21 protein-coding genes are annotated in these 19,081 nt (G+C 65.8%); 11 read left to right on the top strand and 10 right to left on the bottom strand.

What is annotated here, in order from left to right; genetic code table 11:
• Positions 1-50: 50 nt before the first annotated feature.
• From TVD_RS01880 to TVD_RS01850, 7 genes are read left to right on the top strand one after another with little or no spacing between them, the layout of a single operon-like run.
• Complete coding sequence (locus TVD_RS01880; protein WP_018938208.1) at positions 51-1,535, top strand: RNA polymerase factor sigma-54; 1,485 nt, start codon at positions 51-53, stop codon at positions 1,533-1,535.
• A 16-nt stretch (positions 1,536-1,551) separates the two neighbouring features.
• Positions 1,552-1,890, top strand: coding sequence for a ribosome hibernation-promoting factor, HPF/YfiA family (gene hpf / locus TVD_RS01875; protein ID WP_018144530.1), 339 nt, complete (start codon positions 1,552-1,554; stop codon positions 1,888-1,890).
• Positions 1,891-1,893: 3 nt separating this feature from the next.
• Complete coding sequence (locus TVD_RS01870) at positions 1,894-2,361, top strand: PTS sugar transporter subunit IIA (protein WP_018168278.1); 468 nt, start codon at positions 1,894-1,896, stop codon at positions 2,359-2,361.
• 48 nt (positions 2,362-2,409) lie between these two features.
• On the top strand, positions 2,410-3,441 hold the full coding sequence (hprK, locus tag TVD_RS01865; RefSeq protein WP_018144532.1) for an HPr(Ser) kinase/phosphatase: 1,032 nt from the start codon (positions 2,410-2,412) through the stop codon (positions 3,439-3,441).
• A 7-nt stretch (positions 3,442-3,448) separates the two neighbouring features.
• Positions 3,449-4,321 (top strand): RNase adapter RapZ, encoded by an 873-nt coding sequence (gene rapZ / locus TVD_RS01860; RefSeq protein ID WP_047250669.1) that lies wholly within the window; start codon positions 3,449-3,451, stop codon positions 4,319-4,321.
• Positions 4,322-4,372: 51 nt separating this feature from the next.
• Complete coding sequence (locus tag TVD_RS01855) at positions 4,373-4,798, top strand: PTS sugar transporter subunit IIA (RefSeq protein WP_018168280.1); 426 nt, start codon at positions 4,373-4,375, stop codon at positions 4,796-4,798.
• Positions 4,770-5,039: an HPr family phosphocarrier protein gene (locus tag TVD_RS01850; protein WP_047250668.1), complete on the top strand. Its 270-nt coding sequence runs from the start codon at positions 4,770-4,772 to the stop codon at positions 5,037-5,039. The genes TVD_RS01855 and TVD_RS01850 overlap by 29 nt, the downstream gene beginning before the upstream one ends.
• 51 nt (positions 5,040-5,090) lie before the next feature.
• On the opposite strand, the gene TVD_RS01845 is transcribed toward TVD_RS01850, so the two are convergent.
• On the bottom strand, positions 5,091-5,981 hold the full coding sequence (locus TVD_RS01845) for a PfkB family carbohydrate kinase (RefSeq protein WP_047250667.1): 891 nt from the start codon (positions 5,979-5,981) through the stop codon (positions 5,091-5,093).
• 124 nt (positions 5,982-6,105) lie between these two features.
• On the opposite strand from TVD_RS01845, the gene TVD_RS01840 reads away from it, so the two are divergent.
• Both TVD_RS01840 and TVD_RS01835 read left to right on the top strand, forming a co-directional pair.
• The gene (locus tag TVD_RS01840) at positions 6,106-6,516 is read left to right on the top strand and encodes a YybH family protein (protein ID WP_019571647.1); all 411 of its coding nucleotides are present in this window, start codon (positions 6,106-6,108) and stop codon (positions 6,514-6,516) included.
• Entirely contained in the window at positions 6,492-6,953 is a 462-nt protein-coding gene (locus TVD_RS01835; protein WP_018168283.1) for a nuclear transport factor 2 family protein, read from the top strand. Before TVD_RS01840 ends, TVD_RS01835 begins: the two co-directional genes overlap by 25 nt.
• A gap of 364 nt (positions 6,954-7,317) precedes the next feature.
• On the opposite strand, the gene TVD_RS01830 is transcribed toward TVD_RS01835, so the two are convergent.
• The 6 genes from TVD_RS01830 to TVD_RS01805 form a co-directional block, all read right to left on the bottom strand.
• Positions 7,318-7,860: a shikimate kinase gene (locus tag TVD_RS01830; protein WP_047250666.1), complete on the bottom strand. Its 543-nt coding sequence runs from the start codon at positions 7,858-7,860 to the stop codon at positions 7,318-7,320.
• Positions 7,861-7,964: 104 nt separating this feature from the next.
• On the bottom strand, positions 7,965-10,097 hold the full coding sequence (locus TVD_RS01825; protein WP_082119058.1) for a type IV pilus secretin PilQ: 2,133 nt from the start codon (positions 10,095-10,097) through the stop codon (positions 7,965-7,967).
• 18 nt (positions 10,098-10,115) lie between these two features.
• Positions 10,116-10,643 (bottom strand): pilus assembly protein PilP, encoded by a 528-nt coding sequence (locus TVD_RS01820; protein ID WP_018650534.1) that lies wholly within the window; start codon positions 10,641-10,643, stop codon positions 10,116-10,118.
• 14 nt (positions 10,644-10,657) lie between these two features.
• A complete protein-coding gene (locus TVD_RS01815; RefSeq protein WP_018650535.1) occupies positions 10,658-11,239 on the bottom strand; it encodes a type IV pilus inner membrane component PilO in 582 nt (193 codons plus the stop codon).
• On the bottom strand, positions 11,239-11,802 hold the full coding sequence (locus TVD_RS01810; protein WP_018650536.1) for a PilN domain-containing protein: 564 nt from the start codon (positions 11,800-11,802) through the stop codon (positions 11,239-11,241). The genes TVD_RS01815 and TVD_RS01810 overlap by 1 nt, the downstream gene beginning before the upstream one ends.
• A complete protein-coding gene (locus TVD_RS01805; RefSeq protein WP_026313095.1) occupies positions 11,799-12,866 on the bottom strand; it encodes a pilus assembly protein PilM in 1,068 nt (355 codons plus the stop codon). The genes TVD_RS01810 and TVD_RS01805 overlap by 4 nt, the downstream gene beginning before the upstream one ends.
• Before the next feature lie 143 nt (positions 12,867-13,009).
• Between TVD_RS01805 and TVD_RS01800 the strand changes: the two genes are divergently transcribed.
• Both TVD_RS01800 and TVD_RS01795 read left to right on the top strand, forming a co-directional pair.
• On the top strand, positions 13,010-15,388 hold the full coding sequence (locus tag TVD_RS01800; RefSeq protein WP_047250665.1) for a penicillin-binding protein 1A: 2,379 nt from the start codon (positions 13,010-13,012) through the stop codon (positions 15,386-15,388).
• Complete coding sequence (locus tag TVD_RS01795; protein ID WP_047250664.1) at positions 15,389-16,018, top strand: hypothetical protein; 630 nt, start codon at positions 15,389-15,391, stop codon at positions 16,016-16,018.
• Between the two features lie 31 nt (positions 16,019-16,049).
• Here TVD_RS01795 and hemE read toward each other — a convergent pair whose 3' ends face one another.
• The 3 genes from hemE to TVD_RS01780 form a co-directional block, all read right to left on the bottom strand.
• Positions 16,050-17,105: a uroporphyrinogen decarboxylase gene (gene hemE, locus TVD_RS01790; protein WP_018144547.1), complete on the bottom strand. Its 1,056-nt coding sequence runs from the start codon at positions 17,103-17,105 to the stop codon at positions 16,050-16,052.
• A gap of 8 nt (positions 17,106-17,113) precedes the next feature.
• Positions 17,114-18,520, bottom strand: a complete 1,407-nt coding sequence (locus TVD_RS01785) for an FAD-dependent oxidoreductase (RefSeq protein WP_018176190.1) — start codon at positions 18,518-18,520, stop codon at positions 17,114-17,116.
• 75 nt (positions 18,521-18,595) lie between these two features.
• Entirely contained in the window at positions 18,596-19,042 is a 447-nt protein-coding gene (locus TVD_RS01780; protein ID WP_018176191.1) for a GatB/YqeY domain-containing protein, read from the bottom strand.
• Positions 19,043-19,081: the final 39 nt, after the last annotated feature.

Below are 19,081 nucleotides of genomic sequence, written 5' to 3'. Positions count from 1 at the left end.
AAGGCAGGCTTTAAGATTCCATCAATGCCCACCCTCGCCCCGCATACCCGATGCTGAAACCCGGCCTGAATCTGCAGCTGGGTCAGACGCTGACCATGACCCCGCAACTGCAGCAGGCGATCCGCCTGTTGCAGCTGTCCACGCTCGAGCTCCAGGTGGAGATCCAGCAGGCGCTGGAGAGCAACCCCATGCTCGAACAGGTCGAGGACGAAGATGCCGAGGCCGACACCGAGCGCCTGAACCAGGACGGCGAGCTGGTGGAAGGCGATCGCATGGAGGCCACCACTACCAGCGACGACGTGATCCCCGAGGAACTGACGACCGACAGCCGCTGGGACGACATCTACGAGCCGGCCCCGACGCCCAACAAGGGCGTGGATGACCGCGACCCGCTGGAAAACACCAGCGACGACGACGGTGAGGGCCTGCAGGATCACCTGCTGTGGCAGCTGCATCTGAGCCATCTGACACCGCGCGACCAGCGCATCGGGGCGGCCCTGATCGACGCCATCAGCCCCGACGGCTATCTCGAGGGTGACCTGGAAACCCTGGCCGAGACCATCAGCCGAGGCGAGGATGAAACCGTCGGCGTCGACGAAGTCGAGGCAGTGCTCCACTGGATTCAGCAGTGCGACCCGCTGGGGGTCGGCGCGCGCAACCTGCGGGAGTGCCTGGAGATCCAGCTACGCGAACTGGCCCCGGATGCCCCGGCCCGCGAGGCCGCACGGGCGATCCTGGAACACGGCATGGACAGCCTGGGCAAGCGCGACTACAAGGCCCTGCAGCGCCAGTCCGGCGTACGCGACCCGGACGAACTGGCCCGCGCACTGGACCTGATCCGCACCCTGAACCCGCGCCCCGGCGCACAGATCAGCTCCGCCACCTCGGAATACGTGGTCCCGGATGTCTACGTGCGCCATAGCGCCGAGGGCTGGCGCGTGGAGCTGAATCCGGAGATCGCACCGCGTATCCGCATCAACGACCTCTACGCCGGCATGGTGCGCCAGGTCTCGGATGCCCGCGACAGCGCCTTTATGCGCGATCAGCTGCAGGAGGCACGCTGGTTCCTGAAGAGCCTGCACAGCCGCAACGACACCCTGCTGCGGGTCGCCGAGGCGATCGTCCACCGCCAGCAGGGCTTTCTCGAGCATGGCGACGTCGCGATGCAGCCATTGATCCTGCGCGACATTGCCGAGACCCTGGAGATGCACGAATCGACCATCTCGCGGGTTACCACGCAGAAATACATGCACACCCCGCGCGGGGTCTTCGAGTTCAAGTATTTCTTCTCCAGCCATGTCGGCACGAACGATGGCGGCGAGTGTTCCGCCACCGCCATCCGTGCCATGATTCGCGAATTGATTGGCGACGAACCCCCGAACAAGCCGCTCAGCGATGCCCGGCTCGCCCAGGTCCTGTCGGACCGGGGCATCAACGTAGCGCGCCGCACCGTGGCCAAGTACCGCGAGGCGATGCACATCCCTTCATCCAGCGAACGCCGGCAGATGGCCTCGATGCCCACCGGCAGCAAGTAACCAAGGAGTCCTGACCATGCAGATCAACCTGACCGGCCACCACGTGGACATCACCGACGCCCTGCGCGACTACGTCAACGAGAAGTTCGCGAAGCTGGAGCGCCACTTCGACAAGGTCATCGACGTCCACGTCGTGCTGACCCACGAGAAGACCCGGAATCAGCACAACCAGGCCGAAGCCAATCTCCAGGTCAGCGGCAATCACATCCACGCCGAGGCCTCTCACGAGGACATGTATGCCGCGATCGACGCGCTGATCGACAAAGTCGACCGTCAGCTGATCAAGCACAAGGAAAAGGTCAAGGACCACCACCGCGCCGAAGGTGCCCAGCGCAACCGCGAGCAGGCCTCCTGATCCATGACGATTGCCGAGTTGATCACCTCCGAGCGCATTGGCCTGCAACCCGAGTGCTCCAGCCAGAAACGGGCACTGGAGGCCCTGGCGGACCTCCTCGCCGGCGGAGGTGACGGCACGGGACCGGGGAGCAACGCGATCTTCGAGGCCCTGTCCGCGCGCGAAAAACTCGGATCCACCGGTCTCGGCCATGGGGTTGCGATTCCCCACGGCCGCCTGGCCGATCTCGAGGCGCCGCGCGTGGCCGTGCTGCGCCTGGAAAAGGGCGTCGACTTCGACGCCATGGATCACGAGCCGGTCGATATCCTGATCGCACTGCTGGTCCCGGAGGCCGCCACCGGCGACCACCTCGACCTGCTGGCCCAGCTCGCCCGCGGCCTGTCGCAGCCAGACACCATCGGGGCGCTGCGCCGGGCCGGGGACGCGGCGGCCCTGGAACAGGAACTCGTGCGCCGCTTCAGCGAGGACTAAGCCCGTGGAACCCGCCTCCAGCCGCGATTCCGACGCGCAGCGTCTGCCATGAACGAGGCGCTGGGAGAAGGCGGGATCGCCCGCGACATCAACGTGGAGAGCCTGATCCAGGCCATGGGAAACCGCCTGGATCTTCGCTTCGTACACGGCGAACATGCAGCACCCGACCGCAAGCTGGTCGGCGACGACGGGGACGACCTGCCGCTGGCCGGCCATCTCAACCTGATCCGGCCCAACCGCATCCAGATCATCGGCGACTTCGAGGCCCGCTACATCTCCAGCCTCAGCGCCACCCAGTGCAACGACCTGATCCTGGAGATGGCCCGCACCGGGACCACCGCGGTGATCTTCGCCGAGGACACCTGTCCGTTCTCGGAGATGCCCGACGCCCCGCAGGAGGCGCTGCCGCTGATCCTGTGCTCCAGCACCAGCAGCCACGAGATTATCTCGCTGCTGCGCTATTTCCTGCAGCAGCGCCTGGCCCATTTCGAGGTACGCCACGGCGTGTTCATGGAGATCCTCGGGATCGGGGTGCTGATCAGCGGCGCCTCCAGCGTCGGCAAGAGCGAGGTCGCACTGGAACTGATCTCGCGCGGGCATCGCCTGATCGCCGACGATGCGCCCGAATTCGCGCGCATTGCGCCCGACATCGTGCGCGGCCACTGTCCGGCTCTGCTCCAGGACCTGCTCGAGGTGCGCGGTCTTGGGGTGCTTAACATCCGCGCCATGTACGGCGATTCCGCGATCAAGGGCGGCAAGTACCTGCGCCTGATCATCGACCTGCGTGATCATGGCGAACCCTCGCCGGTCCCCGATGACCGGCTGAACGGGCGCCGCGGCGAGATCGATATCCTCGGCCTGCGCGTCCCCTTGATCAGCCTGCCGATCGCGCCGGGGCGCAACATCGCAGTGATGATCGAGGCGGCCGTGCGCAACCACATGCTGCACATGCAGGGCTATATCGCTGGCGACGACCTGCGCGCACGCCAGCGCCGCCAGATGAGCGGCGAGACGGAGGAGCCGCCCTACCATCGCGCGGTGCCCGCCACTACGGTCCCCAACCCGGACCCGGAGGGCTGAATCGGCCATGCGCCTGCTAATCGTCAGTGGCCTGTCCGGGTCCGGCAAGACCGTGGCCCTGCACACCCTGGAGGATGCCGGCTACTTCTGCGTCGACAACCTCCCGCTGCCGCTGCTGCCGGACCTGATCGATCAGGTCCGGCAGGGCCACTACGACACCGAGACCGACCGCCATCTGGCCGTGGGCGTGGATGTGCGCAGCGGCCTGGAGGCCCTGGAAGGGTTCTCCGTTCTCCTGGCGCAACTACGGGCGGACGGGGTGCAGGTGGAGGTCCTGTTTCTGCAGGCGGCCAGCGAGGTGCTGCTGCGGCGCTACCATCTGACCCGCCGACGCCACCCGCTGGCGCGCGACGGCGTGCCACTGGTCGAGGCCATCGACCGCGAACGCGAGTGGCTGGGCCATGTAGCGGCGGAGGCCGATCTGACGGTCGACACCTCGCGCCTGTCGATGCACGATCTGGCCCGCACCCTGCGCGACCGCATCGGCGAGCGCGGAGAACACGAGCTATCCCTGCAGTTCCAGTCCTTCGGCTTCAAACACGGCGCACCGCTGGATTCCGACTTCGTGTTCGACGTGCGCTGCTTGCCCAATCCGCACTACGAAAGCGATCTGGCCGCCCTGACCGGTCGCGACCCGCCCGTGTGCGAGTTCCTTGAGCGGCACGCGGAGGTCGCGGCCATGTTCGACAGCATCCAGGGCTTCCTGTCGCAGTGGCTGCCGCGCCTGCTGGACGATCACCGCAGCTACGTAACCGTCTCCATCGGTTGTACCGGCGGGCAACATCGCTCGGTGTATCTGGTGGAGCGGCTTGCGGAGGCGTGGCGGGATCGGGAACATGTTACTGTTAGCACCCGTCACCGCGAGCTGGGGAAACAGTAACCACTGGACGCGGGACGAGGGCCTTCTGGAACCCGCAATCGGAGCAGATCCATGGGCGTTGGTCTCATTCTGATCACGCATCAAAACCTGGGCGATACCCTGCTGCAGACCGCGCAGAGCATGCTCGGGGGCCTGCCCGAGGACTGCGAGTCCATGGCGATGTCCCAGAACGACGACCCCGACGAGGTCCTGGCCCGCGCCCGCGAGCGCCTGGCGACCCTCGACAGCGGCTCGGGGGTGCTCGTTCTAACCGACATGTTTGGCTCCACGCCTTCCAACGTGGCGATTCGTGTCGCCCGGGGTGCAAATGCCCGCGTGATCGCCGGCGCCAACCTGCCGATGCTCATCCGCGTGCTCAACTATCAACACCTCCCCCTGACCGAACTGGTCAACAAGGCCCTTTCGGGCGGCCATGACGGGATTCTCCTCTGCGATCAGGAGTGCAGCGATGCCGCAGCGCGTAGTCCCCATCGTTAATCGCCTGGGGATGCACGCGCGCGCCGCGGCCAAGTTCGTCAGCCTGGCCAGCAAGTTCGCCGCGGACGTCTCCGTCTCCCGCAACCAGCAGGAGGTGAATGGCAAGAGCATCATGGGCGTGATGATGCTGGCCGCCGCCCAGGGCAGCAAGATCACCATCGAGGCCGAAGGCAAGGATGCGCCGGAGGCGCTGGATGCACTCGCAGAGTTGGTGGCCGATCGTTTCGGCGAAGAGGCCTGAACCTCCGAGTCCCGCCCGCACCGGTCAACAACCACCACCCCCCTGCGGGGGCTATCCGGGCCACGCTCCCGGGTCGGAGGCCGCGTTACCCAGCCCGTCCAGGCCGACCTGCTCGAGCTTGCGCTCCGCCAGGCGCACAGCGGCCGTCAAAGCCTGCTCCGGGGGCTCCCCGGAGACCAGCGCGTGGATCAACCCGGCATTGAAGGTATCCCCTGCCCCCACGCTGTCGACCACCCGCAGTCCGGGCGTCGCTTCACAATGGTGGATCGCGCCCCGCACGGCCATCCAGGCCCCTTCGCCCCCGGCGGTCACGGTCAGGATGCGATCAGGAAAGCGCTCGGAAAGCTGCTGCAGCGCAGCCTCGGGAGTGCCCGCCACGCTCGCGGCCCAGTCGCGCGAGAGCATCAGGACATCGGCATAGTCCAGGCATGCGTCGAGCCCTGGCCGGGGCTTCTCCAGCTCCAGCGACACCGGCTGGTCAAAGATGCTCTCGCGCACCGCGCGCAGGATGGACGCAAGGGCCTCCGGGTTACGCCCCTCGAAGTGCAGCCAGTCATATTCCGGCCAGGGTACGCCCGCGAGATCCTCCACCCCGAGTTCGGGCAGGTCGCGGTGATGAACGATGGTGCGACTGCCCGTCTCCCTGGAACGAAGAATATGGGAGGTCGGCGTCGCTCCGGGCCGGCGTACGCAGTGACGAACATCCAGTCCGTGGCCCTCCAGGGACGCGCTCAGGGCATCCCCGGCCGCACCCTCGGCGATGACCGCGGCCAGGCCCGGGCGGTGGCCGAACTGCGCCAGGATCGTTGCGGTGTTGGTCGCGTTGCCTCCGGGCTGGGTGGTGCTGGCGAGCGCCCGGACCTCGTCGTCCTCGGCCGGGAAGGCTGCAACATCGAGGGTGTGGTCGAGCGTGACAATGCCAGTCGCGAGGATACGTGCCATACGGGCTCCCGTGATGAATGAGCGCCATTCTGGCGGGTCGCGCCCATTACGTCATCTCGCATATTCGTCATCCGCGGATGCTCCTGCGACAATAACTCCTCTGTCTCAGGAGGCCCCGACCGGTATGGCCACGTTCCCTTCTCCCGAATCCGCCGAAGCCGCCTTTTACGCGGCCTTTCAGGCAGGCGATGCACAAGGCATGCGCGAAATCTGGCACGACAGTGCCGAGTGTGTCTGCATCCACCCAGGCGGCGAGCGCCTGCAGGGAACGGACATCATCCTGGAAAGCTGGGACGACATCCTGCCGGGGATGCGCGGGGTGATCGTACACCGAACCCAGGTGACCGCCATCCCGGGCGAAGACCTCGTCCTCCACGTATTGCGCGAAAACCTGTATGTCCAGGGTGAACGGCGCGGCGTCATGCTGGCGACCAATGGCTACCGCCATGATGGGGAAAGCTGGCGCATGGTGCTCCACCACGCCAGCCCGGACCCGGAACCCACGCCGGAATGGCCCACCGGGGGCGTGCACTGATGGCGACGGATGCCGATCGCTGCGTCGAGGCGTATTACGCCGCCTTTCGTGCCGCCGATATCGAACAGATGATGCGCCTGTGGGGCGAGCGTCCCGACATCGTCTGCATCCACCCGGGCAGCCCGCGCGCCCACCGGGGCGTGGCAGAGGTGATGGAGAGCTGGCTACTGGTCTTCGCGCGTGAACTGAATATCGGGATCGAACCGAAGATCGTGGGGCGCCACGAGACCGGGGAGATCATCAGCCTGGTCATCGAGGAGGCGATCACGCGACCGGGCGACGTCGCGCCCACCGGGACGATCCTGATCAGCCAGACCTGGCGCTGGCTGGACACGGGCTGGCGCCTGTTGTTTCACCATGCGTCGCACGGGCGCCGCTCACCGCCATCGCAGGACGGCATGTTTGTCCCCGATGGCGGCGGCAACACCCGCCACTGACGAGCAGTGGGATCGACCACGAAGCGCATGAACGCACGAAGAAGGTCCAAAGCGAGTTCACCACGGAGCACCTAGAGAAGGGCGTTCGGGGCAGGTGTGTTCCGAGGCAAAAGGATCCGCGAACGGTATGGATGCGGGTCGTGAAGCGCCTGAACAACCGGAAACTGCCTCGCTGTGCTCCGCCGTCCTCGGGGGGTTCAAAAAATCACGTGACCACCGCCACCAGGCGTCCGGCAGATCGATGGAGCCCAGGGCCTTCCACTGCCCGTTGACCCCATTAGAATCACGCATGGGGCCGCAACCAGCCACTGTGGATGACTCGCGCCCTTGCTTGGTGTCTTTTCGTGCGCTTAATGGTTACCAACTAGCCTTCGGAGCGCGGCTGGCAAAGATCCGGGCGCTGCACCTGCAGCGCCGCGCATACCCCCTTGACCGCATCGCGCACCCGCCGCCCCTTGCCCTCCAGCGTAAGGTCCGCGACCTCCTGATAAAGCGGATCGCGGACCGCGAACAACTCCTGAAGGCGGGCCTTCGGGTCCGCCGCCTCCGCGATCAGCGGGCGCTTGCGGTTGCGGCGGGTACGCCGGAACTGCTCCTCCACCGGCACTCGCAGGTAGATCACGAACTGGTTCCGCAGGAGCTCGCGGTTTTCCGGGCGTTCGACGATCCCGCCCCCGGTGGCAATCACCGCCCCCTCCTGTTCAAGAAGCGACTCCAGCATCGCCGTCTCGCGCTTGCGAAATCCGCCCTCGCCCTCGAACTCGAAGATGGTCGGGATATCCACACCCGTACGCCGCTGGATCTCCTGATCGGTATCGAAGAACGGCCGACGTAGCAGCCCCGCGAGGCCGCGCCCGATTGTGCTCTTGCCGGCCCCCATCGGGCCTACCAGTACGATGTTCTGCATGGGCGCCAAGGCTACTGGCTGGGCCCCCCAAAGAAAAGCCGGGGACAAGCCCCGGCTTTCGAGATCGAACCCATCGGGGCAATCCGCGACGCTACACCTTGCGCTCAGTCGAGTACGCGCGGCGTCACAAAGATCAACAATTCCGCTTTCGTATTCTCCGTGGAGCGATTGCGGAACAGGTTTCCGAGGAACGGAATATCCCCGAAGAACGGCACCTTCTCGAGGTTAGTGCGGCTGTCGATCTCGTACACACCGCCCAGGACCACGGTCTCGCCGTTGCCCACGAAGACCTGGGTCTCCACCTCGCGCTTGTTGATCCCCGGCACCCCAAGGATCACACGCTGGCTGGGCTCGTCCTTTGTCACCTTGATGTCGAGGATCACGTTGCCGTTCGGCGTGATCTGCGGCGTCACTTCCGTCGACAGTACGGCCTCGATGAACTGGGTCGAAGTCGCGCCGGATGCAGTGGCTTCCTGGAACGGGATCTCTTCACCCTGCTTGATCGTCGCCGTCTGGCCATTGGCGGTGATCACACGCGGGCTGGAGATGATCTCGCCGCGACCTTCCACCTGCAGCGCGGACAGTTCCAGGTCGAGCAACACGCCACTGCGCAGGATGCTCAGCCCTGCCTGCCCGGCATTGCCACCGGCCGGCAGCGAGCTGTTCAGCCGATCGCCAATGGCAAGGCCACCCATATCTCCGGGGCTGGTACCCAGTGCACTGTCGGAGCCCTCCAGCGATCCGGACAGGCCCGCTGAGGTACGTCGATCGCTCCCCCGGGTCGCACTAATGCCAAAACGCGCACCCAGCTCACGGTTGAAGGTATCTTCAGCGATCACAATGCGGGTCTCGATCAGGACCTGCTGCACCGGGACATCCAGTGTGGAGACCAGGCGACGGACGTCCTCGATCCGGCTCTGGGTATCCTGCACCAGGAGGGTGTTGGTGCGCGTGTCGATGGTGATGCTGCCACGCTCCGAGAGGAATTCCCCTCCATCACCGCCCCGAATCAGGGACGCGATCTGCTCGGCCTGGGCGAAATTGATCTGCACGAACTCCGTGCGCAGGGGCTCCAGCTCCTGGCGGTCACGCTCGGCTTCCATCTCCAGGCGTTCACGCGCCGCGATCTCCTCGCTGGGGGCGACGTACAGGACATTGCCGTCCATTCGCTTGTCGAGCCCGCGGGCACGCAGGATGATATCCAGCGCCTGGTCCCAGGGGACGTTGTTCAGGCGCAGGGTGATGTTGCCACCCACCGTGTCACTCACCACGATGTTCAGATCGGTGAAATCCGCCAGCAACTGCAGAACGGAGCGCACCTCGATGTCCTGGAAATTCAGGGACAGGCGCTCGCCGGCGTACTCCTCTTCCTCCCGTGCGCGGGCCTGGCGTTCGGCCTCGGAAATCGGGGCGACCTCGAGGACGAACTGGCGATCACTCTGGTAGGAAATGATCTCGTACTCGCCGCGCGCCTCGATCTCCATGCGGACTCGATTGCGCTCGGCGATGGTGTCAATCGTGTGCACCGGGGTGGCGAAATCGACCACGTCGAGGCGACGTTCCAGCGACTCGTCGACCATCGCGCGCGGGAAGGTCATCTCGATGCGGCCGGCCTGCTCGCGAACGTTGATCTCGGCGCCAGAGCGGGAGAGATCCACCTCGACGCGACCTTCGCCCTCGCTGCCTCGCCGGAAATCGATACCCGTGATCTCCATGGGTCGGGCGCTGCGGGTCGTGGCAGCGGGTTCACCCGCACGATCCACGACCTGCTGGGTGCGTGCATCCGCCTCGGAAACCCCGCGGCCCAGCGTAAGGATGAGATTATTGCCCTCGACTCGAGTCTGGTACTCGGAGGCCTGAGTCAGGTTCAGCACCACGCGGGTGCGGTTGCCCGCCTCGACCGTGCTCGCCCGGAGCACCGGGCCCACATTCAGGTCCGTCTCGCGCCGCGGCAATGCATTGCCGACATTGGGCAGATCCAACGCGATGCGCGGCGGTGAATCAATCGCAAAGGCGCGAATATCGGAGGGCGGCGTCTCCGAGAAGCGCAGGTTCACCTGCACCCGGTCACCGCTCAGACTGCCGGCCCGGATCTCTTCCAGTTCGGTGGCAGCCACCCCCTGGGACACCATGAACAGCAGGCCCGCAACGACCGTGCCTGCGAAAGCGCGCATGGAAGAACCCATGTTGAATCCCCTGTTGGTTGTGCCGACCTTGCGGCGAATGCTCGTCATCATCTTCTTCCCCCCCAACCGCTAGTCGGTCAGCGCCACCGAGTTTTCACGTTCCACGTGACCGCCGAAGGCATCCGGCACGATCTCGACCAGCCGGATCTGGGTCGGCGTGATCTCGATGATCTCCCCGTGGTTCTGGCCCATATAGTTGCCCGCAGTGACGCGCTGAACCCCTCGATCCGGGGTCCGGACCAGGGCGTAGCGCACGCCATGCTGCTCCAGCGACCCGACCATCCGCAGCGAATCCAGCGGAAAGCCCTCGAGGAACTCGCGCGGGCGGTCAGGATCAATCTCGGCGTCTCCTGGCTGCCCCTCGGCCGCGGCGAGCTCCGGCTGGGCGATCACCGACGAGTCGAAAGGCGACCGGGTATGCCCCGGATAGAGATAGGGCTCGTGCGGCTCCAGGGTGGGGATCGGCTCGATCCCGCTCCCCGGGCGCTCCTTGACCTCGGCGATGTACTGCTCGAGGTCACGGTTGTCCTGAGTACAGCCCGACAGCAGGATCCCGCCCGTCAGGACCATGGCCAGTCCCGGCCATACCGCTCGCATGGAAGAATGCCTCATCAGTTCTCCTCCAGGTAGCGATAGGTTCGGGCGACCGCATCCATCAGCAGGTCGTTGTCGGAAGCGCCCGGACGGATATGCATGTTGTGCATGGTGACCACGCGCGGCAGGGCCGAGACACCGCTGACGAACTCCGCGAGATCCTCGTAATCGCCCCGGACGCGCAGACGGATCGGGACCTCGGCGTAGAAGTCGCGGCGGTTCTCGCCGCGCGGCTCGAACAGCTCGATCTCGAGACCCGCCTGCAACCCTGTCTGCGAGACATCGACCAGCAGGCTGGGGATCTCGGCGCTGCTGGGCAACAACTCGAGCAGCGAGGCGAACATGCGCTCCATCTCCTCCAGCTGGTCCTCATAGGCCTGGAGGTTGGCAGCCCGCTGCTGCTTGTCCTCGAACTCGTCGCGCAGCTGCAGTTCGCGGCTCTCCGCGCGCTCCAGCTCTGTCCGCTGATCGCCGATGAAGAGGTAATAGGACAGGCCGAGGATGGCCAGGACAATCACGACCAGGATCAAGCCCTTGACGCCCCAGGAGGCTTCCCCGATGTTGTTGAAGTCGACCTGCTTGAGTTCATTGAGATCCATCAGGAATCCCCCTCTTCGGCATCCGGCCGGGTCTGCGTGGCATCCAGACGGAAGTCACGCACCTGGAGGCGCCCCTCCTCGCGGGTCTCGATAATCTGCAGGTTGGAGCTACCCAGCCAGGGCGACCCATCGATCCGGCGCATCAGCGCGGAGATCCGGGTGTTGGACTCGGAGCGCCCGACCAGGCGCACATTCTCGCCTTCCTGGCGGACCTCGTTGAGGTAGGTACCATCGGGCAGGGTCTCGACCAGCTGATCGAAGAGATGCACGGCCTCGGGCCGCTGCGCCTGCAGAGTCTGGATGACTTCCATTCGGGCGATCAGGGCCTCGCGCTGTTCGTCGAGATCGCGAATCCGGGCGATCTGACGATCCAGTTCGCGGATCTCGCTTTCCAGCATCTGGTTGCGCGACTGCTGGTGGTCGATCAACGCGCCGATAAAACTGTAGCCAACGAAGGCAAGCAGGACGCCGACCACCGCGGCGCCACCAACCGCGGCGAAGAACTGCTTGCGCCGCTGTTCGCGTGCCTTCTCGCGCCAGGGAAGGAGGTTGATATAAATCATGACGCATACCCCCGCACGGCCAGGCCACAGGCCGTCATCAGCGCCGGGGCATCATTGGCAAAACGTTCCTGGTTGACCCTTTTGGCCAACGCCATCCCGCGGAACGGGTTCGCGATCGATACCGGCGTGCCGGCGGCCTCCTCGAGCAGTTCGTCCACGCCCGGGATGGCCGCACAGCCGCCCCCCAGGAGGATGTGATCGATGGTGTCCTGCGGGCGGGTCACGTAGAAGTACTGCAGCAGCCGCTGGATCTGGTCGACCATGGTCTGCTTGAAGGGCTCGAGGATGGAGCTTGCGTAGTCGGTCGGCAGGTCGCCACTCATCTTGGCGGAGCCGGCCTCCTGATAGTTCATGCTGTAGCGCCGCATGATCTCCTCGGTGAGCATGCGGCCGCCGAAATTCTGCTCGCGGGTGTACACCACGCCCTCGTCCTGACTGACGACATACACGGCGGTCACCGAAGAGCCGACATCCACGACCGCCACGATCGGCTTGCTCTCGCGGTCGGGGACCTGCTCCATCAGGCGCTCGGCGGTATGCTCGATCGCGTATGCCTCGACGTCGATCAGCTCGGGGGTCAACTTGGCCGCCTCGGCAATGGCCACGCGCGAGTCCACGTTCTCGCGGCGCGAAGCGACCACGAGCACATCGACCATCTCGGGGTTCTTCTCGTTCTTGCCGAGGACCTGGAAATCCAGGTTGACCTCTTCAAGCGTGTAGGGGATGTACTGATCCGCCTCCACGAAGACCTGGCCCTCGAGCTCCGCATCGCCCAGCGCGGCCGACATCTGGATGGTCTTGGTGATCACGGCGGAGGACGGCACAGCCATCGCGCAGTGCTTGAGGCGGGTGCCGGAGCGCTTGACCGCCCGGGCGAGGGCATTACCCACGGCCTCGGTGTCCTGACAGACCTTGTCGACCATCACCCCATCGGGCAGCGGTTCGACCGCGAAGGCCTCGACCCGAAAGCCCTTACCCTGTCGCGTCAGCTCCAGCACCTTGACGGCTGCCGAGCTGATATCCACGCCCAGGACCCCTTGTTTGGATTTTCCGAGACTCAGCACACATCCCCCTGTATACCCCGACGAAAGTAACTGGTAGCGTTACAATCACGTATGCTAGCTGGTTCACAATATACACCGCGACTTCAGGGTTGCAAGTCGCTTTGAAAGCGACTTCTCATCTTGGCCTCACTTTTCTTGCTGTCATGAATCCGCTCCTTAAGATTATTACGGCGCTGTTGGCCTTGATGCTGGCAGCCGGAATCGGCCTGTCCATCGCGGCGGCCGCTCTCTATGTTTACTACGCGCCGAGCCTCCCGGAGGCCGACGCCGTGCGCGATGTGCGTCTGCAGACTCCACTGCAGGTCCGCAGTGCGGATGGCCGCCTTATGGGTGAGTTCGCGGAAGAACGGCGCATTCCCGTGCCAATTGACGCGATCCCGCAGCAAGTCCGCGATGCCTTTATTGCAGCGGAAGACGAGCGCTTCTATGACCATCCGGGTGTGGATGTCATGGGCCTTGCCCGCGCCGGACTGAATGTGATCTCCACCGGCGGCGAGCGCAGCCAGGGCGGCAGCACCATCACCATGCAGCTCGCGCGCAATATCTTCCTGACGCGCGAGCGGACCTACGAACGCAAGCTGCGCGAGATCTTCCTGGCCATCCGCCTGGAACAGGAACTCGAGAAGGACGAAATCCTCGAGCTATATTTGAACAAGATCTATCTGGGACAGCGCGCCTACGGGATCGAGGCGGCCTCGCGGGTATATTTCGGCCGCTCGCTGGATGCGCTGGAACTGGACGAGATTGCCACGCTCGCCGCCCTGCCCAAGGCGCCATCGACCACCAACCCGGTAAGCAACCCGCAACGGGCCGAGATCCGCCGCAACTACGTACTGCGGCGGATGCTGGAGACCGGGGTGATCGACGAGGATGCCTATGCCTCCGCCATCGAGCGCCCGGTGCTGTCCGAACGCCACACCACAGCCACCGAGATTGATGCCCACTGGGTCGCCGAAATGGCGCGCCAGATGGTCGTGAACCTGTGGGGTGACGACGCCTACCGTCGCGGCCTGCAGGTGCACACGACGATCGACTCCCGCCAGCAGGAAGCGGCCAACCAGGCGCTGCGCGAAGGATTGCTGGAATATGACGAGCGTCACGGTTTTCGCGGTCCCGAAATGCGGCTTCCCGACAATACCCTGGAGGACGCCGAGGCACGCGAGCGCGCGCTGATGGCCATTGGGGTGCACGGAAGGCTGCTGTTCCCGGCCGTCGTCCTGGGGCAGGGCGAAGCCGGGGTACTGCGCGTCGACGGCGGCCGCATTGGCGAACTGGAAGTCCTGCCGGAAGACCGCGAATGGGCCGGATCCCCGGCGCTCGAACGCGGCGACGTGATCCGTATACGTCCCTATACCGACGGCCGCTGGCGCCTGGCGCAAAAGCCGGAAGTCACCGGCGCCGTGATCGCCCAGGCCCCTGAGGACGGCGCCATCCTGGCACTGGCGGGCGGGTTCGACTTCTTTGAAAACCGCTACGACCGCACGACCCAGGCACAACGCCAGCCCGGATCGGCGTTCAAGCCGCTGGTCTATGCCCTGGCCCTGCGCGAGGGCCACCGGCCCGAAGGGACCGTGATCGACGCGCCGATGGTCTTCAACGACCCCGCCCTGGGGGCCGAATGGCGCCCGCAGAACTACTCGCGGCGCTTCCACGGCGAGACCACCCTGCGCGAGGCACTCGCGAATTCCCGCAACCTGGCCTCCATTCGCCTGCTCGACCGCCTGGGCACCGGAAACGTGCACCAGGAACTGACGCGCTTCGGGCTGGACCTCGAAAGGCAGCCGAACAATCTGTCCATGGTCCTGGGTACCGGCTCCCTCACCCCGCTGCAGCTGAACAATGCCTATGGCGTGTTCGCCAGCGGCGGCCGCCTGAACAGCCCCTGGATCATCGCGCGCATCGAGACGGCGGATGGCGAGACCCTGTACGAGGCACCGACCGAACGAGCCTGCCCGGCGCCCTGCACAAACCCGAAGGGCCAGGATCTGCCGCTGGTCGCCAGCAGTGGCCCGTTGCAGTACACCGATCCGGTACCGGTCCTGGATCCCGGTGTCGCCTGGCAGACGAGCGACATGCTGCGCAGCGTCATTACATCCGGCACCGGCCGGCGGGCCATGGAACTGGGCCGGTCCGACCTGGCCGGCAAGACCGGGACCACCAATGACTACCGCGATGCCTGGTTCGCCGGGTTCAACGCGGAGCTGGTCGCAACCGCCTGGATCGGCTTCGACGACAACCGCGAGCTGGGCCGACGCGAAAGTGGCGGTCGCGCGGCCCTGCCAATCTGGACCCGCTTCATGGGCAGCGTGCTGGCCGACCAGCCGGAACGGCCGGTGGAGCGCCCCAACGACCTGGTGCGGGTCGCCATCCTGCCGAACGGCCAGCGCGCCCCCAGCGACGACGCCCCGGGCGCGCGCAACCAGTGGCTGCTACCCCACCAGGTCCCGGAACGCGGACACGTCATTCCGGGGAACGGCGAGAACGGCAGCAGCGGAAACCAGCAACCCGAACTGGTCTTTTAAATGGCCAGCCCCTCGCGCGCGCGCCAGGAGCTGGCCCAGGAAGCCGCTCGCATCATGCTCGACGACGGCATCCGGGACTTCGGCCTGGCCAAGCGGAAAGCCGCGGAACACCTGGGCGTGGACGCCCGACACAACATGCCCGGTAACCTGGAGATCCAGGACGCCGCCGTCGAACGCAGCCGGCTGTTTGCCAGCCCCGCCAGCCGCGCCGCCTACCGCGGCCGCCTGGAAGCGGCGCTGGTCGTGATGGAACGCCTGGAGCACCTGGAACCGCGGCTGGTCGGCCCGCTCCTTCAAGGGCTAGTGGAATCGCAACCGCTGATCAATCTGCATGCCTTCGCCGAGACAGTGGAAGAGGTCATCCTGGAGATGGGGGATCGGGGGATTCACTGCGAGACCGGCGAGCGCCGTTACCGCAGCCGACAGGGGCGCGAACAGCGCATCCCCTTCCTCGCCTTCCGCGGACCGGACGACACCGATGTTGAGCTCACGGTCTTCCCGCTGGACGGCCTGCGCCAGGCGCCACCGTCGCCGGTGGACGGGCGCCCGATGCAACGCGCAACCCGCGCGGACGTGGAGAGGATGCTGGCGGAGGCCGGCGCCGAAGAGGCGGCGGCCACGGCGGAATAGTAACCGGGCCGTACGCTCGCGCCGGGCGCGACTAGCGTCGGTAGTTGGTGACGGTGTCCACCATCGCGGCCACCCGCTCCGGATCGATCCCCGGATGAATGCCGTGGCCAAGATTGAAGACATGACCGGTTTCGCGGTCGAAACCATCCAGCACCCGCTGGGTCTCTTCGCGGACTACCGCCTCGGGTGCGTAGAGCACCGACGGATCGAGGTTGCCCTGCAGCGCAACGCGATCGCCGACCCGCCGGCTGGCCTCGGCGATCTCGATGGTCCAGTCCAGCCCCAGGGCATCCGCCCCGGTATCCGCCATCATTTCCAGCCAGGCCCCGCCACCCTTGGTGAACAGCGTCACCGGGACGCGGCGGCCATCGTTTTCACGGATCAGCCCGTCGACGATGCGCTGCATGTAGGCCAGCGAGAACTCGCGATAGGCGCGCGGAGTAAGCGAACCACCCCAGGTGTCGAAGATCATCACCGACTGGGCGCCGGCGCGGATCTGCGCGTTCAGATAATCGGTCACCGCGGTGGCGACCTTTTGCAGCAGGGCATGCATCGCCTGCGGCTCGCCGTACATCAGACGCTTGGTCTCGGCGAAGTCGCGCGAGCCCTGGCCCTCAACCATGTAGGTCGCCAGGGTCCATGGGCTGCCGGCAAAACCAATCAGCGGGACCTGGCCGTCCAGCTCGCGGCGGATCAGGCGCACCGCGTCCATCACGTAGCGTAGCTCCTGCTCCGGGTCCGGCACCGGCAGGTTCTCGATCGCCTCCAGCGTACGCACCGGCTCGCGGAAACGTGGGCCCTCGCCCGTCTCAAAATACAGACCCAGCCCCATCGCGTCGGGGATGGTGAGGATGTCGGAGAACAGGATCGCCGCATCGAGAGGAAACCGGCGCAGTGGCTGCATGGTGACTTCGCAGGCCAGCTCCGGGTTCTGGCACAGGCTCATGAAGCTGCCGGCCTGGGCGCGGGTCTCGCGATACTCCGGCAGGTAGCGCCCGGCCTGGCGCATGATCCAGATCGGCGGACGCTCCACCGGTTCGCGCAGCTGGGCTCGCAGCAGGAGGTCGTTCTTCAGGTTCTGGGACATCGAAAGGCTCAAACGCCGAGGTATTCAAGGATGCCTTCGGCGGCCTCGCGGCCCTCGAAGACGGCGGTGACCACCAGATCGGAGCCGCGCACCATGTCGCCGCCCGCAAAGACCTTCGGGTTGCCGGTCTGGAAGGCATGCTCGCCCGCGGTCTGCACGCGGCCGCCCTCGTCGATGCCGATCTTGTAGTCGGCAAACCAGTCGGAGGGAGACGGACGGAAGCCAAAGGCGATCAGCACCCGGTCGGCCGGGATTACGTGTTCGGAGCCGGGGACCGGCTCGGGACGGCGGCGGCCCCGTTCGTCCGGGGCGCCCATCTGGGTACGCACGACCTTCACGCCCTCGACCTTGCCGTCGCCGACGATCTCCACCGGCTGCACGTTGAACTCGAAATGCACGCCCTCTTCGCGCGCATGCACCACTTCCTTGCGCGATCCGGGCATGTTGTCTTCGTCGCGGCGGTAGGCGCAGGTCACCGATGCCGCGCCCTGGCGGATCGAGGTGCGGTTGCAGTCCATCGCGGTGTCGCCGCCACCCAGCACGACCACCCGCTGGTCGGCCATGTCGATGAACTCGTGGCCTTCTTCCTGCGGCCAGTTCATCACCTGGCGGATATTGGAGATCAAAAACGGCAGGGCGGGATAAACGCCCGGCAGGTCCTCGCCGGGGAAGCCGCCCTGCATCGCGGTGTAGGTGCCCATGCCGAGGAACACGGCGTCGTATTCTTCCAGCAGCGCATCCATCGCGATGTCGCGGCCGATCTCGATATTCAGACGGAATTCGACGCCCATGCCCTCGAGGATCTCGCGGCGAGTGCGGATCACGTGCTTTTCCAGCTTGAACGGCGGGATGCCGAAGGTCAGCAGGCCGCCGATCTCCGGATAGCGGTCATACACCACCGCCTGCACGCCATTGCGCGCCAGGATGTCCGCGCAGCCCAATCCCGCGGGCCCGGCGCCGATCACTGCGACACGCTTGCCGGTCGGGGTGACATCCGACAGATCCGGGCGCCAGCCGGCCTTCAGGGCCTCGTCGGTGATGTACTTCTCGACCGAGCCGATGGTGACCGCGCCGAAGCCGTCGTTCAGGGTGCAGGCCCCCTCGCACAGACGATCCTGCGGACATACGCGGCCACACACTTCGGGCAACGAGTTGGTCTTGTGCGAGAGCTCGGCGGCCGCGAACAGATTGCCTTCCTCCACCAGCTTCAACCAGTTGGGGATGAAGTTGTGGACCGGGCACTTCCATTCGCAATAGGGATTGCCACAGGCAAGGCAACGGCCGGCCTGCTGACCGGCGGTCGCCGGATCGAACTGACCAATGATCTCGCCGAATTCGTGGATCCGGATCTCGGCGGGAGTCTTCTGGGGGTCCTGGCGCGGGAGGTCCAGGAACTGCATCGGATTGGAAGCCATGGAACACTCGCTCCGACGAAATCGGGATAGGGGCCGCGATGGGCCCGGGGAGTTCGGCCGGGATCCGGCCCGTAGTCAGCCCTGCAGGGCGGCGCGGACCTTCTGGCTCACCTGGCCCATGTCCGCACGCCCGAAGACCCGGGGTTTCAGCACCCCCATGACGCGGCCCATGTCACCCGGGGCACTGGCTCCGGTCTCGGCAATCGCCTCGCTCACCAACTGGTCCAGCGCGGCGGCGTCCAGCGGCTCGGGCATGTATTCCTCGATGATGACGACCTCGGCGGCCTCGCGCTCGGCGAGGTCTTCGCGACCGCCCTTCTGATACTGATCGATGGAATCACGCCGCTGCTTGAGCATGCGATTGAGGATCGCCAGCACGGTGTCGTCGTCGGCCTCGCGCCGCTCGTCCACCTCGAACTGCGATACCTCGGCCTGAATCATGCGCAATGCAGCCAGGCGGTCCTTGGCCCGGGCCCGCATGGCCTGCTTGACGTCATCCTGCAACCGGGCCTTGAGCGACATCTTTGGGTCCTCGGGTCCGGGCAGCCACCCGGACGGGGT

This window comes from Thioalkalivibrio versutus, assembly GCF_001020955.1.
GTDB classification, from domain to species: Bacteria; Pseudomonadota; Gammaproteobacteria; order Ectothiorhodospirales; family Ectothiorhodospiraceae; genus Thioalkalivibrio; species Thioalkalivibrio versutus.
This window is presented reverse-complemented; position numbering and strand designations above follow the sequence as displayed.